Source organism: Providencia sp. PROV156, from assembly GCF_028480905.1.
Classification (GTDB): Bacteria; Pseudomonadota; Gammaproteobacteria; order Enterobacterales; family Enterobacteriaceae; genus Providencia; species Providencia hangzhouensis.
The window spans coordinates 46,071-62,408 of sequence record NZ_JAMPPE010000024.1 but is presented as its reverse complement, the minus strand read 5'-3'; the positions used below and the strand labels follow the sequence as shown (position 1 = coordinate 62,408).

At 41.1% G+C, this 16,338-nt stretch carries 12 protein-coding genes and 1 pseudogene; 9 read left to right on the top strand and 4 right to left on the bottom strand.

What is annotated here, in order from left to right; translation table 11 throughout:
- Positions 1-35: 35 nt before the first annotated feature.
- Positions 36-1,100, bottom strand: coding sequence for an AI-2E family transporter (locus tag PSF31_RS16515; RefSeq protein ID WP_004253547.1), 1,065 nt, complete (start codon positions 1,098-1,100; stop codon positions 36-38).
- Positions 1,101-1,296: 196 nt separating this feature from the next.
- On the opposite strand from PSF31_RS16515, the gene PSF31_RS16510 reads away from it, so the two are divergent.
- A complete protein-coding gene (locus PSF31_RS16510; RefSeq protein ID WP_036958108.1) occupies positions 1,297-2,760 on the top strand; it encodes a beta-barrel assembly-enhancing protease in 1,464 nt (487 codons plus the stop codon).
- Between the two features lie 12 nt (positions 2,761-2,772).
- Positions 2,773-3,129 carry an arsenate reductase (glutaredoxin) gene (gene arsC / locus PSF31_RS16505; protein ID WP_094960485.1) on the top strand — a complete coding sequence of 119 codons (357 nt, stop codon included), beginning with the start codon at positions 2,773-2,775 and terminating at the stop codon, positions 3,127-3,129.
- Between the two features lie 43 nt (positions 3,130-3,172).
- Here arsC and hda read toward each other — a convergent pair whose 3' ends face one another.
- The 3 genes from hda to upp all read right to left on the bottom strand — a co-directional run bounded on the left by hda (position 3,173) and on the right by upp (position 6,022).
- A complete protein-coding gene (gene hda, locus PSF31_RS16500) occupies positions 3,173-3,874 on the bottom strand; it encodes a DnaA inactivator Hda (RefSeq protein ID WP_036957653.1) in 702 nt (233 codons plus the stop codon).
- A gap of 127 nt (positions 3,875-4,001) precedes the next feature.
- The gene (gene uraA, locus PSF31_RS16495) at positions 4,002-5,297 is read right to left on the bottom strand and encodes a uracil permease (protein WP_004253542.1); all 1,296 of its coding nucleotides are present in this window, start codon (positions 5,295-5,297) and stop codon (positions 4,002-4,004) included.
- Positions 5,298-5,395: 98 nt separating this feature from the next.
- Positions 5,396-6,022: a uracil phosphoribosyltransferase gene (gene upp, locus PSF31_RS16490; protein WP_004253541.1), complete on the bottom strand. Its 627-nt coding sequence runs from the start codon at positions 6,020-6,022 to the stop codon at positions 5,396-5,398.
- A gap of 354 nt (positions 6,023-6,376) precedes the next feature.
- On the opposite strand from upp, the gene purM reads away from it, so the two are divergent.
- From purM to PSF31_RS16455, 7 genes and pseudogenes are all read left to right on the top strand, one after another.
- The gene (gene purM, locus PSF31_RS16485; RefSeq protein ID WP_004911381.1) at positions 6,377-7,417 is read left to right on the top strand and encodes a phosphoribosylformylglycinamidine cyclo-ligase; all 1,041 of its coding nucleotides are present in this window, start codon (positions 6,377-6,379) and stop codon (positions 7,415-7,417) included.
- Complete coding sequence (gene purN, locus PSF31_RS16480; protein ID WP_096863895.1) at positions 7,417-8,055, top strand: phosphoribosylglycinamide formyltransferase; 639 nt, start codon at positions 7,417-7,419, stop codon at positions 8,053-8,055. The genes purM and purN overlap by 1 nt, the downstream gene beginning before the upstream one ends.
- 237 nt (positions 8,056-8,292) lie before the next feature.
- A complete protein-coding gene (gene speG, locus PSF31_RS16475) occupies positions 8,293-8,880 on the top strand; it encodes a spermidine N1-acetyltransferase (protein ID WP_004253538.1) in 588 nt (195 codons plus the stop codon).
- A gap of 54 nt (positions 8,881-8,934) precedes the next feature.
- The gene (gene ppk1, locus PSF31_RS16470; protein WP_096863894.1) at positions 8,935-11,004 is read left to right on the top strand and encodes a polyphosphate kinase 1; all 2,070 of its coding nucleotides are present in this window, start codon (positions 8,935-8,937) and stop codon (positions 11,002-11,004) included.
- A gap of 4 nt (positions 11,005-11,008) precedes the next feature.
- Positions 11,009-12,538, top strand: coding sequence for an exopolyphosphatase (locus PSF31_RS16465; RefSeq protein WP_004253535.1), 1,530 nt, complete (start codon positions 11,009-11,011; stop codon positions 12,536-12,538).
- A 360-nt stretch (positions 12,539-12,898) separates the two neighbouring features.
- Positions 12,899-14,185, top strand: a pseudogene (gene mgtE / locus PSF31_RS16460) (magnesium transporter); the annotation flags it as partial.
- A gap of 585 nt (positions 14,186-14,770) precedes the next feature.
- Complete coding sequence (locus tag PSF31_RS16455) at positions 14,771-16,123, top strand: MFS transporter (protein WP_004253528.1); 1,353 nt, start codon at positions 14,771-14,773, stop codon at positions 16,121-16,123.
- Positions 16,124-16,338: the final 215 nt, after the last annotated feature.

The following is a 16,338-nucleotide window of genomic DNA, read 5'->3' as shown; positions in this document are numbered from 1 at the left end:
AGTGCTGTATGCCCCCATACAGCACTATTCCTAACCTAGTTTTGTGATTCCGTTGGCTCTTCCGGCCATACGTGAATGACCGCTTTAATCAGTGTTGCTAATGGTATTGCAAAAAATACGCCCCAAAAGCCCCATAACCCACCAAATATCACAACAGATAAAATAATCACTAGTGGATGCAAATTCACCGCTTCAGAAAACAATAAAGGCACAACAACGTTGCTATCCAAACCTTGGATCACTAAGTAAACCAACATTAGGTACCAAAATTCACTGCCAATACCGAACTGAAAGAGCGCAACAATAACCACTGGGATCGTGGCCGCTACCGCACCAATATAAGGGATTAATACCGCTACTCCGACAAGCACCGATAACAATACGGAATAGCGCAAGTCAAAATAAGCAAAACATAAATAGGTCGCCACCCCAACAATCACCATTTCTGTTACTTTCCCTCGTAAGTAGTTGGTGATTTGTTCATTCATTTCGACCCAAACTTTGCCCACTAACAAACGATTTTTGGGTAATAACTTAAGAAAGCTTTTGCTGATACGTTCTTTATCTTTTAAAAGAAAAAATGTCATCAAAGGCACTAGAACTAAGTAAACCGCCAAAGTAAAAATACCAATTAATGATGCAACTGACGCTTTAACCACTGAGTCTGCAATGCCTGACATGCGGCTACGAAGGTTATCTGCCATCATATCAATAATGCCAACATCCACTAATGCGGGGTATTGCTCTGGTAATTTCTGTGCGAATTCATTGAAACGGTTAACCATATTTGGTAGATCGGCCATCAAATTAATCCCTTGCTGCCATGCCGTCGGCGCAATAATTAAAATAACCATGGCACTTATTCCAGCGAATAAGGTCAAAATAATGCCGACAGCAACTGAACGAGATAACCCTATACGCTGTAATAAATTGGTTGGCCATTCAAGTAAATAAGCTAAAGCAATTGCCGCCAGCAATGGAGCCAGTATACTGCTGAAAAAGAAGATGATCACAAACCCCGATACGAGTAATGTAAAGAGGGCTATGGCTTGTGGATCAGCAAAACGCCGACGATACCACTGTAAAAACAATTCCAGCATTTATTGCTCCTGGGGGAATTAGTGCAAAGGACAGTTCCTAAAGTAACGAAAATTATACCGAAGAACAGATTTTACGATAGCTTTTGCTATCATGTGTTTTAAACTTTTCGCGTTTTTAGGTGCCTTACTTAAACATACCCGAAATAAAGTCGGTACTTACCCTAAATTTAAATGTTGTATGGGATACTCACGTTTCATGAAGAAAACTTTAAAATATCCATTATTGGCTTTCATGATCGCTGCGCTAATGAACGGTGCAGTTTTACCTGCTTATAGCGCAATTGAAGATACCTTACCCGATATAGGAACGACGGCGGGAGGCACTCTTAGCATCAACCAAGAAATTATTATGGGAGACGCAATCACACGCCAAATACGAGCCAGTACCCCTCTTATTTATGACCCACTGTTAACTCAGTATGTTAACAAACTTGGCATGCGCTTAGTAAAAAATGCCGACTCAGTTAAAACACCGTTTAAGTTCTATTTAGTCAATAACCCCAATATTAACGCATATGCCTATTTTGGGGGGAATGTCGTGCTGCATTCCGCATTATTTCGGTACAGCCAAAATGAAAGCCAGCTCGCATCAGTCATGGCTCACGAAATATCTCACGTCACGCAAAGACACCTTGCGCGAATGATGGAAGACCAGAAAAGCACCACTCCTCTCGCGATTGCAGGAACCATTGGTTCTTTACTGTTAGTGATGGCGAATCCTCAAGCCGGTTTTGCCGCTTTAACAGGAACAATGGCTGGGGTTCAACAAGGTATGATCAGCTTTACCCAAGCCAATGAACAAGAAGCTGACCGTATTGGCTTGCAGACATTAAGGCGCTCTGGCTTTGACCCACACGCCATGGCTGATTTTATGCAAACGATGTCAGACCAAACTCGTTATATGTCGAAGCCCCCTGAAATCCTATTAACGCACCCCTTACCGGATAGCCGTTTAGCGGATGCAAGAAACCGCTCTAATCAATATCCTAAAGTGAGTGTGCCATCATCACTGGATTTTATGTTAGCTCGCGTTCGTATTTTGGCCATGTATAGCACCGAGCAAAAACATGCCTTAGACCAAATTATTGAAAATTACGGGAAAGGTTCTGCACAAGAGCAAATTGCGGCACAATATGGTAAAGCGTTACTTCTTTCTCAGGACAAAAAATATGCAGAAGCAGGTAAAATCCTGACAGAGCTATTAGCGAAACAACCTGATAACCCTTGGTTTATTGATAGTATGACGGATGTCGATATCGAACAAAATCAAGTTGCTAGAGCAGTTTCGCGTTTACAAAACGCATTGAAAAAAACACCGAAAAATACTGTTTTCATTGTTAACCTTGCCAACGCATTAATTAATAATCATCAATATAAAGAAGCAACAACCTTGTTGAATAAATATACGTTTGATTACCCTGATGACCCGATTGGCTGGGATTTACTGGCTGAAGCGTCTGCAAAGCAAGGTAAACGTACAGAAGAACTCGCCGCTTACGCAGAAGGAATGGCATTACGGGGTAATTATGACACTGCGATTAATTATCTCAGCGATGCTAGCCGTCAAAGCCGTTTAGGCAGCTATGAACAACAGCGTTATGACGCTCGCATTGATGCGCTTAGAAAACTACAATTACGTGACAAAAATGCAAAACCGTAAGGAGTTAAAATAATGACGGATTCGATTAAGATTTACCACAACCCACGTTGTTCTAAAAGTCGTGAAACCCTAGCCCTTTTAACTGATAAGGGTATCACTCCCACGGTGGTCGAATATTTAAAAACACCCCCAACGGTAGCTGAGATCAAAAAACTCCTTAAAATGTTAGGCTTTAAAGATGCTCGTCAATTAATGCGCACCAAAGAAGAGCTGTATAAGGAATTGAATTTAAACGATGACAGCTTAACTCAGGACCAACTCATTAAAGCGATGCATGAGAACCCTAAGTTGATTGAACGCCCTATCGTTGTTAATGGTGATAAAGCACGCTTAGGCCGCCCGCCTGAGCAAGTCTGTGAAATCTTATAGTCACTATTTTGGCAGCTATGCGGCTGCCAACTCGTTTAGTCTACTAAAGTTTTAGAATATCTTTTACGAAAGGGATCGTTAATTTGCGCTGAGCAACGATGGATGCGTGGTCAAGTTTGTTTAAGATATCAAACAAGGTTCCCATTTTTCTATCTAAACGTTTTAATACGAAACGGCACACATCTTCCGGTAATTCGAAACCACGAATACGAGCACGTAATTGCAGTGCCCAAATTTTATCTTCGTCGCTCAGTGGATGCAGTTTATAAATTTGTCCCCAATCAAGGCGAGAGGCTAAATCAGGTAATTTCAGTTCGATTTGCCGAGGTGGCCTATCCCCAGTGATTAATAAACAAGTTCGGCCAATCTCCAAAATACGATTATATAAATTGAAAATCGCCATTTCCCACTCTTCATCACCCGCGATGCACTGAATATTATCAATACAAACGAGTGATAAATGCTCCATACCGTCTAGTACTTCAGGGACAAAATATGCACGTTTATCTAAAGGGACATAGCCTACTGCAATGCCTTGTTCAGACAGTTCAGCACAAGCCGCATGCAATAAATGGCTTTTTCCACCACCTTCTCGCGACCAATAATAGATATAACTACCGTGTGGTTGATTAATAGCAGACTGAATAGCAGACAGCAACGCCCCATTTTCCCCTGCATAAAAGCTTGCAAAGGTTTCATCATCTGGCAGATATAGTGGTAATGAAAGCTGTGATGGTGTGTTCAGAAGCGCCTCTGGCTGTACAAATCAATTTTCATCTAGCAGTTTACCATAAAAAACACGGATAGATGAATAAGAACGGTGAGCAAATGCCGCTCGATCAACCGAACGGCAATAGGAAAAGTCACATGGCTTATTTTTTATTGCTATCAAGCTCTTGCACTTCAGATGTTACAAATTGCTTTTCAGGCCTAACAAATGTTATAAAACGGAACAATAGTGCCATAAAGATCCCGACAATCGTCGCCAGTGCCATACCTTTAAGTTCCGCTTGACCGATATGGATAACCGCACCACTAACACCAATAATTAAAATTACTGAGGTTAAAATCAAATTCTGTGGCTTGTTATAATCAACTTTTGAATCAATCAACACACGAATACCTGATGCACCAATTACCCCGTATAATAAGAGTGAAACCCCGCCCATGACAGGAACCGGCACTAATTGGATAGCAGCAGCTAATTTACCAACACAAGATAATAAAATAGCAATAATTGCGGCTCCGCCAATTACCCATGTGCTGTATACCTTGGTAATTGCCATTACCCCAATATTTTCACCATAAGTCGTATTCGGTGTCGAGCCAAAGAAACCTGAAATCACCGTCGAGAAGCCATTCGCAAACATTGAGCGATGTAAACCTGGCGATTTCATTAAGTCACGCTCAACAATATTCGCCGTGACCACTAAGTGCCCTACGTGCTCAGCGATAACTACTAAGGCCGCAGGTAAAATGGTTAAAATAGCAAACCATTCGAAGCGTGGTGTATAAAATGTTGGGATAGCAAACCATGGCGCTTCAATAACCGGGGTAAAGTCTACAATACCCATAAAATAGGACAATGCATAACCCGCTAAAAAACCAATCAAAATTGGAATTATAGATAAAAACCCACGGAAAACGACCGCGCAGAGAATAGTGACTGATAATGTGGTCAGGGAAATAATTAACGTGTTTGAATCTACCACTGCACCATCTTTAGGCAATAGCCCTGCCATACCTGCAGCGGTTTGAGCAAGCTCTAAACCAATTACAGCTACGATTGCCCCCATTGCCGCTGGGGGAAACATAACGTTGATCCACCCTCTTCCTGCAACTTTAACAATCAGCGCAACTATACAGAACAACACGCCACAAATGATAAAGCCGCCAAGTGCCAATTCATAACCTAATGGTAATAAAATCAACACAGGGGAAATGAATGCAAAACTTGAACCTAAATAAGCCGGAATTTGCCCTTTACAAATAAATAAGTACAGCAGCGTTCCTATTCCATTAAACAGCAAAATTGTCGCGGGGTTTACACCAAACAGAATCGGTACGATAACGGTTGCGCCAAACATAGCAAACAGGTGTTGAAGGCTCAGTGGGATAGTTTGTAATAATGGTGGTCTTTCTTCAACACTGATGGTGCGACGAGTCATGTGACTTTATCCTCTTTTAGCGAAATGGCTAATCACTGAATAAGCAGTGAGTCTCTACAATTAATCAAAAAAAAGCCGACTTCTCAGTCGGCTTATCATTATTTAGTACCAAATATCTTGTCGCCCGCGTCACCGAGACCCGGAACGATATACCCCTCTTCATTTAAATACTCATCAATTGAAGCGGTATATAATTCAACATCTGGATGCGCAGCTTCCAACGCTTTTAAACCTTCTGGCGCTGCAACAAGTACTAAGATTTTAATCGAGGTACAACCCGCATTTTTTAATAAATCAATGGTAGCAATCATTGAGCCACCCGTCGCTAACATTGGGTCAACCACTAATGCCATACGTTCTTCAATGTTAGATGCAAGTTTTTGGAAATAAGGGACTGGCTGTAGTGTTTCTTCATCACGATAAACACCCACCACACTGATACGTGCACTTGGAATACTATCTAATACACCATTCATCATACCAATACCAGCACGGAGAATTGGTACTACAGTGATTTTCTTACCTTTAATTTGTTCTATTTCTACAGGACCACACCAACCATCGATAGTCACTTTTTCAGTTTCAAGGTCAGCAGTTGCTTCATAAGTCAGTAGGCTACCAACCTCTGAGGCCAGTTCACGAAAGCGTTTTGTGCTTATATCATGATCTCGCATCAGGCCGAGTTTATGTTTAACGAGAGGGTGTTTTACCTCAACGATCTTCATGGGTTTCTCCTACTATTTAAGACGGCGGCGGACAAAAAAATCGCCGGATTATACCTCTTTTAGCTTTGGTTGCCACTAGATAACGCTTGATTTTGGTCAAAACAACAACGATTAACACAATTTTTTTTAGAATTATACCTTATCTCAGTTAAGTTGAAATTGGCTAAACCGCAAATTTGATTTAAATAAAATCATTTATTATTTTGCTGTACGGCTTCTATAACGTTCTCCTATTCTTTGATTGTGGTACCCAAAAATTTCCAACACAAAGCTATCGCAAACGTTTGCCTAGCCTGTTAGAATAATGTCAATGATGTTATTTTTCTCAAAAATGTAATTGCCTTGGGGGCCGTAGTGACTGATAAAACCTCTCTCAGCTATAAAGATGCCGGTGTTGATATTGATGCGGGTAACGCCTTGGTTGAACGTATTAAAGGTGTCGTAAAAGAAACCCGCCGCCCAGAAGTTATGGGGGGGCTTGGGGGATTCGGTGCATTATGTTCCCTACCGCAAAAATACCGTGAACCTGTTTTAGTTTCAGGCACTGACGGTGTCGGTACCAAATTACGCTTAGCAATGGATTTAAAACGTCATGACTCCATTGGAATTGACCTTGTGGCTATGTGTGTCAATGACCTGATCGTCCAAGGCGCAGAGCCTCTATTCTTTCTTGATTATTATGCAACAGGTAAACTGGATGTCGATACCGCTGCTAGCGTGATTACAGGTATTGCAGAAGGCTGTAAACAATCTGGTTGCGCATTAGTTGGCGGTGAAACCGCTGAAATGCCTGGCATGTACCATGGTGAAGACTACGATGTAGCCGGTTTCTGTGTGGGTGTTGTTGAGCGCTCAGAAATCATCGATGGCAGCAAAGTGAGTGCTGGGGATGCCTTAATTGCTTTAGCTTCTAGCGGCCCTCATTCAAATGGCTATTCGCTGGTTCGCAAAATCCTTGAAGTCAGTCAAACCAACCCAGAAGAAACGCAATTAGATGGGAAACCTTTAGCTGACCATTTATTAGAGCCAACACGCATTTACGTTAAAAATGTATTAGAGCTGATCGCAAATAGCGATATCCACGCCATTGCACACATAACCGGTGGGGGTTTCTGGGAAAATATTCCTCGCGTACTACCTGACAACACACAAGCGATTATTGACGGCAGCAGCTGGCAATGGCCCGCAGTCTTTAATTGGCTACAGCAAGCTGGTGATGTTAGTACCCATGAAATGTACCGTACCTTCAATTGTGGTGTGGGGATTATTATTGCTCTGCCACAGCAAGAAGTCGAAAATGCACTTGCTCTGTTGAACAAGCTTGGTGAAAACGCATGGCAAATCGGTACAATTGGTGCATTACCTGCGGGTGAAGAGCAGGTTGTGATCCGCTAATGAAAAAAATAGTTGTCCTCATTTCTGGCAGTGGCAGTAATTTGCAATCATTAATTGATAGCTGTCGCTCTGGGGCAATTGGCGCTCAAATTGTTGCTGTTATCAGCAACCAAGCCAATGCTTATGGGCTTGTTCGAGCACAACAGGCTGGGATCCCAGCCTGTTATTTAGATGCGAAACAATATACTGACCGCCAAGCATATGATGCTGCACTACTCGCGCAGGTTGACCAATTCCAGCCTGATTTAGTCGTATTAGCGGGTTTTATGCGTATCTTATCAGCCCAATTCGTCAACCACTTTGCTGGAAAATTACTCAATATCCACCCTTCTTTGCTACCTAAATACCCCGGTTTACATACACACCGTAAGGCGCTGGAAAATGGGGATAAAGAACATGGCACATCGGTGCATTTCGTTACCGAAGAGCTGGATGGCGGGCCGGTTATTTTACAAGCCAAAGTACCTATCTTTGAACAAGATAGCGAAGAAGATATTATCGAGCGGGTTAAAGCTCAAGAACATGCGATTTACCCATTAGTTGTTGAATGGTTCATCAGTGGCCGATTAACAATGCAAAAAGGTAACGCTGTGTTAGATAACCAAATTTTACCGCAACAAGGTTATGCTAACGAGTAACCTTCGTGACAGCGAAAAATATAAACTTAAGGGTGGATATCCACCCTTTTTTCGTCGTATTTCACATGGAAATAACATAGAACTGTATTGAGTTAAACAGCGTCCCCCTAAGTAAAATGAATTATTTTTCAACAAGGTGATCATCTCTCTGTGCTGTGTCATTATTTTATCGTAAATAAATGTTATCCTTGTAATCGAAGAACAACACATTTTTCCTAACTAAATAGAGGTATTTTTATGACAACCGGGCAAGTTCATCCGTTTAGGTTGCGCCCACTTGAACGTGAAGATTTAGCATTCATTCACCAGCTTGATAATAATGCCAGTGTTATGCGTTATTGGTTTGAAGAACCTTACGAAGCTTTTGTTGAATTAAGCGATCTTTACGATAAACATATTCATGACCAGTCTGAACGCCGCTTTATCGTTGAAAATGACAGTGAGAAAGTGGGCCTAGTCGAATTGGTAGAGATTGATTATATTCACCGACGCTCTGAATTTCAGATTATCATTGCACCGAGCCATCAAGGGCATGGCTATGCGAGTCGCGCTGCGCAATTAGCAATGGACTACGCGTTTTCTGTACTAAACTTATATAAACTTTATCTTATTGTTGATAAAGAAAATGTCAAAGCTATCCATATTTATAATAAACTAGGCTTCCATACTGAAGGCGAACTGATCGACGAGTTCTTTGTCAATGGTCGTTATCACACCGCTATCCGTATGTGTATTTTTCAGCAGCAATATTTTACGATGAAACAGCAATCTGCTAATCCAGAAAGTGTTATTACCCAAGATAAAGCAATTAAACAACACATTTAGCTAACTGGCTGGTATCATAGCCACAAAGTAACAAGAGTCTAATATGGAGTTAGAATGTCCCAAGAACGTCTCTATCATGAAAAAGAGTTAAGCTGGCTGTCTTTTAACGAGCGTGTTTTACAAGAAGCAGCCGACAAGCGTAACCCTCTTATTGAGCGAATGCGTTTTTTGGGTATTTATTCCAATAATTTAGACGAGTTTTATAAAGTCCGCTTCGCCGACGTTAAACGCCGTATTTTAATTAATGAAGAACGGGGTTCGGCAAGTGGTGCTCGCCACTTGTTAAAGAGAATTCAGTCAAGAGTTGCCAAACAAGAACAAGAGTTCGATATTCTCTATAATGATTTGCTATTAGAAATGGCGCGCAATCAAATATTCTTGATTAACGAACGTCAAATTTCGCCTCGCCAACAGATTTGGTTACGTCAATATTTCCGGCAGAACCTGCGCCAGCATATTACGCCAATATTAATTAATCCTGACACCAATCTGGTTGAGTTTCTAAAAGATGACTACACGTACCTTGCCGTTGAAATCATCAATGGCAATCACATTCAGTATGCGCTATTGGAAATTCCCTCTGATAAAGTGCCTCGGTTTGTTAACTTACCGCCGGAAATGCCAAAGCGTCGCAAATCAATGATCCTAATTGATAATATCCTTCGCTATACACTGGATGAAATTTTCAAAGGCTTCTTTGATTACGATAAGCTTAATGCTTATTCGATGAAAATGACGCGTGATGCAGAGTATGACATCGCAACAGAGATGGAATCGAGCTTACTCGAGATAATGTCGTCCACATTAAAACAGCGTTTAACCGCAGAGCCCGTCCGTTTTGTCTATCAGCGTGATATGCCTGACGAAATGGTTGCTCTTTTACGTGAAAAACTGGGGCTATCCAGCGATGACTCCGTGATTGCCGGTGGCCGCTACCACAATTTTAAAGACTTTATTAATTTCCCTAATGAAGGAAATAAAAACCTATTAAACAAGCCATTACCAAGGCTGCGTCACCGCTGGTTTGATAATTTCCGTAACGGTTTCGATGCCATTCGCGAACGCGATGTGCTGTTATATTATCCCTACTATACCTTTGAACATACTTTAGAATTATTGCGCCAAGCGTCTTTTGACCCGAATGTATTGTCGATAAAAATTAATATTTACCGTGTTGCGAAAGACTCACGCATTATCGATTCCGTCATTCATGCTGCCCATAATGGAAAAAAAGTCACGGTGGTCGTTGAGTTACAAGCTCGATTCGATGAAGCCGCCAATATTCATTGGGCAAAACGGTTAACCGAAGCCGGCGTGCATGTTATTTTCTCCGCGCCAGGGCTTAAAATCCACGCGAAATTGTTTATTATCTCGCGTATGGAAGAAGGGCAAATCGTTCGCTACGCTCACATTGGTACGGGTAATTTTAATGAAAAAACCGCTCGGCTTTATACCGATTACTCGCTACTCACAGCAAATGAGCTGATCACCAACGAAGTTCGTCGGGTATTTAGTTTTATAGAAAACCCCTATCGCCCAGTGACTTTCGATAATTTAATGGTATCTCCACAAAATACACGGATTCGTTTAATGGCCTTAATTGACCAAGAAATCGAAAATGCACTCGCTGAACGCCCCAGTGGCATCACATTAAAAATTAATAATCTAGTCGATAAAGAATTGACCGACAAACTGTATGATGCCTCCAATGCAGGTGTCAAAATTCGTTTATTAGTCAGAGGAATGTGCTCTTTAGTGGCGGGTCAAGTCGGCTATAGTGAAAATATTCAGGTAACCAGCATTGTTGACCGTTTTCTTGAGCATGACCGTGTCTATGTTTTCACCAATGCGGGTGACGAAAAAGTCTTTATTTCCTCCGCTGACTGGATGACGCGCAATATTGACTACCGCATTGAAGTTGCCGTTAGTTTAGTCGACCCGCATTTAAAACAACGGGTATTGGATATTTTAGAGCTGCAATTTAGCGATACCGTAAAAGCACGTTATGTTGACAAAGATTTAAGTAATCATTATGTTCCCCGCGGAAATAAACGAAAAATCCAAGCCCAGCTTGCTGTGTATGATTATTTAAAATCAATCGAAATACCTGATACAAGAGCTTAAAAATATGCCAATAACCAACGCCTCAACACCGAGACCACAAGAAATTGCGGCTATAGATTTAGGCTCCAATAGTTTTCATATGGTCATTGCTCGTATTGTCAACGGTGCATTGCAAGTTCTCACTCGTTTGAAAAAACGTGTTCACCTTGCCGATGGCTTAAGTGATACCAATGAATTAAGTGAAGAAGCCATGGAACGGGGCCTTGCCTGCCTCGCGTTGTTTGCCGAACGGTTACAAGGATTTTCCCCTGAGAACGTGTGTATTGTTGGCACACACTCATTACGTGTCGCAACGAATGTGAAACTATTTTTGCAACGCGCAAAAGAAATCATGCCCTATCCTATTGAAATCATTTCAGGCCAAGAAGAGGCTCGATTGATTTTTATGGGCGTTGAACACACCCAACCCGAAAAAGGCCGCAAATTAGTACTTGATATCGGTGGTGGTTCAACTGAGTTAGTCATTGGTGAGAAGTTTGAACCGCTTTTGATTGAAAGCCGCCGTATGGGTTGTGTGAGCTTTGCTCGCACTTACTTCCCAAATGAAGAAATCAACCCTGAATTTTTTAATCGCGCCTACCTAGGGGCTTGCTTAAAATTAGAAAGCACTGCGATTTTATTTAAGAAACAAACTTGGGACGTCGCGATGGGTGCCTCGGGCACCATCAAAGCTGCTCATAGTGTAATACAAGAATTAGGCTATAAAGACGGTATTATCACCCGTGAACGCCTTATCGAAATCAAGCAAATGGCATTAAAATATAAGTCATTTAGCTCACTAAATATACTGGGCCTCTCTAATGAACGTAAACACGTATTTGTCCCAGGTTTAGCCATTTTACTTGCCGTCTTTGATTCATTAGAAATTAAAGAGTTACGTTTATCTGACGGTGCATTACGTGAAGGTGTTTTATATGAAATGGAAGGCCGCTTCCGTCACCAAGATATCCGTCAACGTACTGCATTAAGCCTTGCTGAGCATTATAATATTGATAGAGAGCAAGCGAAACGTGTATTAAAAACGATGGAAGAGCTCTATTTCCAATGGGGGCAGCAAAACCCTAAACAACTCAATCCACAGTTAGAATCCATTTTAATATGGGCGGTTATGCTCCATGAAGTTGGCTTAAGTATTAATCATAGTGGTATGCACCGCCATTCTGCTTATATTTTGCAAAATACTAACTTACCGGGTTTCAACCAAGAACAGCAACTATTACTGGCAACATTAGTACGTAATCATCGTAGGGCTATTAAGTATGACGATATCCCTAAATTTAATTTATTTAAAAGAAAACAATTTATGCCGCTTATCCAAATTTTGCGGCTAGCCATTTTGTTAAATAATCAACGCCAATCTACAACAATCCCTTCTTCGTTACGGATAGAAACGGATGATGGGCACTGGACTATCTATTTACCATCTGAATATCTCGTGCAAAATGCATTGATGTTATTAGATTTAGAAAAGGAAAGTGGCTATTGGGAAGATGTTCCCGGTTGGTCGTTAACTATTTGCGCAGAAAATGAGTAATTTGCGGCCATTATTGTAGTGATTTGTTCTTATTATTCATCATTGATGACTTGAAAATCACCGCTTATTTGACTCAACTATTTGATATATTATTTAAATAGGCGACAATAATGATAATAAATTTCGTCCGCTCGCAGACGAATTCATAAAAAGCGCTTTTGCGCTGCTATTGCTTTAAGGATTAAAATGTCACAATCTGCTTTCTCAACCGATGCGGCGCCAACAGTCAACCCGCACTCTCAAAAACTGGCACATATTCGCCAGCAAATCCTGACGCTATTTTTAGATGACGAAGAGTTCGTCCATGCGCTTGTTGAAAATGATCAACACGTCAGTATTGATGACAAAGCAATTAGTGAAAAAATTAGTCTTGTAAAAGAATTGCTACTTGATTTACACACTGCGGATATCGCCGATATCTTAGAAATGCTCCCTTATGATGAGCGTCTCGCGTTATGGCGTCTTGTTGATAATAACGAACGTGGTGAAGTGTTAGTTGAGGCCTCGGTTTCTGTTTGGGATAGCCTAATTAAGGATATGTCTGACAGAGAACTACTGCGCGCCGTTGCCAACTTGCATGTTGACGAACAAGCCTATATTGCTGAGCATTTACCTCGTGACACCATGCGTCGGCTCCTCACCTATTTAGAACCTAGCCTGCGAAGCCGTATTCGCGAAGTTTTACAATATGCGAAAGATAGCGTCGGCCAAATGATGGATTTTGAATTCGTCACCGTACGCCCAAATGTGACGCTAAAAACGGTTCAACGTTATTTACGCCAACGGGGCAAGATCCCAGAAGCGACCGACAAAATTTTCGTTGTCGATAACAGTAATTATTTACAAGGTGAATTACCTCTAACCACTATTTTAACGCAATCCCCTGAAAAAATAGTGGCCGATGTCATGAAGACTGACACAGTGACCTTCTTGCCTGATGAAAAAGGCGAAGACGCAGCGAGTGCGTTCGAACGTTATGACTTAATTTCTGCGGCTGTTGTTGATAACAACGGCCTACTAATGGGCCGCCTGACGGTTGAAGATATCGTTGATAACATTAGTGAAGAAAACGATAACAGTATTCGTCGTATGGGGGGGTTAAGCCCTGAAGAAGACGTTTTCGCCCCTGTCGGCCAAGCCGTTAAAACCCGTTGGACATGGCTAGCCATTAACCTATGTACCGCTTTTGTGGCTTCTCGTGTTATTGGGGTTTTTGAAGATACGATTTCCCAATTAGTCGCCCTTGCCACATTAATGCCTATTGTGGCAGGAATTGGCGGTAATACGGGAAACCAAACCATTACCATGATTGTTCGTGCCATTGCCCTGCACCAGATACAAAACAATAGTTTCTCTTTCTTAATGTTAAGGGAGCTTGGTGTCGCCTTTATTAATGGGGTTGTATGGGGAGGAATTATGGGTGTCGTCACTTACTTCCTTTATGGCGATATCGCTATGGGTGCAGTCATGACATTAGCGATGATCTTGAACCTACTAATGGCGGCTATTATGGGCGTGGTTATTCCACTCATTATGCTAAAACTGGGCAAGGACCCTGCTATCGGTTCTAGCGTGATGATCACCGCTATCACAGATACAGGCGGTTTCTTTATTTTCCTTGGCTTAGCCACTCTATTCCTCGTTTAAATTCGCTTTGCACGCGTCCTACTCTTAGATTAGGCGCGTGCAATTTACAAAACACTCCCTCCGACAGCAAAGCCCAGCTAAAAAACCAAAATCCCGCAAACAACCCTTTTATTTATCTATTAATTAAATGATTTTATAGTTATTTAGTTTATCTAGATTAATAAAGTTAATTATAACGAATAATATCTAGGTAATATTTACTTACCATAATTCAGTAAGAATTTATTAAATTAAATATAATTAACGCTATAACTCACTAATTTAAATATACGATATTCTGCAAAATTCATATTATTAACATCATATAAGGTTATTTATCATCACACCAAATCAATACGCTAACAAATCAAAACTAATTGGAATGTCATTCTTGTTTTTAGGGTTGAGGTTTACAGAATATAGAATTTCCTGCTATAAATATACTCATGCAAGAAAGATACTGTGTATTAAACTAAGTTATACCCATCCAACGTTTTATACCTCTTATCTGCACCAATAAAAATGATTAGCTCATTATTATGAGTCAATGCTTATTATTTTGAATTTATGCAATTTAGTATTACAGGTAGTTAGAAGGAAACTATAATGACACCGCAAACCGCCAGCCAGCCCTCTGCGAGACCTTTGGGCAAAGAAGACTATAAAACATTAGGCTTATCCTCTTTAGGGGGAACTCTTGAGTTTTATGACTTCGTTATCTTTGTTTTTTACGCAAAAATTATTTCCCAACTATTTTTCCCAGGGGATAACGAATTTCTCGCGCTAATGGCAACACTGGGTCTATTTGCAGCCGGTTACCTTGCTCGCCCTCTTGGTGGCATTATCATGGCTCATTTCGGGGATAAAATTGGCCGCAAGAAAATGTTTACCCTCAGTATTTTCTTAATGGCATTCCCAACATTTGTTATTGGTTTCTTACCTACTTTTGAAACTATTGGTGCTGCTGCTCCATTATTACTGCTGTTAATGCGTATTATGCAAGGTGCCGCGATTGGTGGTGAAATGCCAGGTGCATGGGTATTTATTGCAGAACATACACCAAAACAACGTTATGGCTTAGGTGTCGGTACACTGACTTCTGGGATCACCGGTGGTATTTTATTAGGCTCTATCGTCGCAATTATTATTGAGCGCTCTTATACCACAACTGAAATTCATGATTTTGCATGGCGTATTCCCTTTATTCTTGGTGGTGTTTTTGGGTTTATCTCTGTGTATTTACGTCGTTTTTTACAAGAAACCCCGATATTTAAAGAACTGGCAGCCAAAAAGGCCTTGTCACAAGAATTACCCGTCAAAACCGTCATTAAGTCTCATAAACAAGCTTGTATGATCACTGCGGCACTGACGTGGTCATTATCAACCGCTATCGTTGTCACCATTTTGATGACACCAGATGTGGTGTTAAAAGGGATCTATAACATTGATAGGAATGTGGCATTGCAAGCCAACTGTGCGGCGACATTGACCTTAACATTAGGCTGTATCTTCTGGGGCTGGTTAGGCGATAAAACCGGAACACGTACCTCAATGACTTTATCATGGGGTGGATTAGCCGTAACGGCAATTTACTTCTATTCGTCATTATCCAGTGATATTGCGGCGAGTACGTTGATTTTTAACTATGGCTTGATGGGCTTCTTTGTTGGTGCGATTGCAACCACTCCTATTATCAGTACACGCGCATTTCCACCTGAAATTCGCTATTCTGGTCTGTCATTCGCTTACAATGTGGCTTATGCAATTTTTGGTGGTTTAACACCAATATTAACTGGTGCTTGGTTGCAGCAATCTCACATGGCACCTGCCTATTATGTCGCTGGCGTCTCATTATTAGCGGTTGCTGTAGCCTTCATTCCTCTATCTTGGAAAGGTTGGACTGTCAATTCAGAGTCTTCAAACGAAAAATCTGCGGTATTAAAAGCTTCTAGTTTATAAAATCGATTGCCCCCTATTTACTCAGGGGGCAATCTTAATTGATACAAAATTATTCCCCCGCTCTCCCCCTTTACAAGCACTGAAGTATACAAGTACAGAAATTGACACTTATTCATATTTCCTCCATTTTTCTTTGTACCTATCACGTTAAACTACTAATATGTCTAACTGACTCTTTTTTGTTAGTTTTTTAGTATACAGCCTGACGGATCTCA

Excerpts from the sequence above, each read along its gene's own strand:
- speG (WP_004253538.1), top strand. The coding sequence starts at position 8,293 with ATGACAACCGGGCAAGTTCATCCGTTTAGGTTGCGCCCACTTGAACGT.
- purN (WP_096863895.1), top strand. The coding sequence starts at position 7,417 with ATGAAAAAAATAGTTGTCCTCATTTCTGGCAGTGGCAGTAATTTGCAA.
- ppk1 (WP_096863894.1), top strand. The coding sequence starts at position 8,935 with ATGTCCCAAGAACGTCTCTATCATGAAAAAGAGTTAAGCTGGCTGTCT.
- arsC (WP_094960485.1), top strand. The coding sequence starts at position 2,773 with ATGACGGATTCGATTAAGATTTACCACAACCCACGTTGTTCTAAAAGT.
- uraA (WP_004253542.1), bottom strand. The coding sequence starts at position 5,297 with ATGACTCGTCGCACCATCAGTGTTGAAGAAAGACCACCATTATTACAA.
- PSF31_RS16515 (WP_004253547.1), bottom strand. The coding sequence starts at position 1,100 with ATGCTGGAATTGTTTTTACAGTGGTATCGTCGGCGTTTTGCTGATCCA.
- PSF31_RS16510 (WP_036958108.1), top strand. The coding sequence starts at position 1,297 with ATGAAGAAAACTTTAAAATATCCATTATTGGCTTTCATGATCGCTGCG.
- upp (WP_004253541.1), bottom strand. The coding sequence starts at position 6,022 with ATGAAGATCGTTGAGGTAAAACACCCTCTCGTTAAACATAAACTCGGC.
- PSF31_RS16465 (WP_004253535.1), top strand. The coding sequence starts at position 11,009 with ATGCCAATAACCAACGCCTCAACACCGAGACCACAAGAAATTGCGGCT.
- PSF31_RS16455 (WP_004253528.1), top strand. The coding sequence starts at position 14,771 with ATGACACCGCAAACCGCCAGCCAGCCCTCTGCGAGACCTTTGGGCAAA.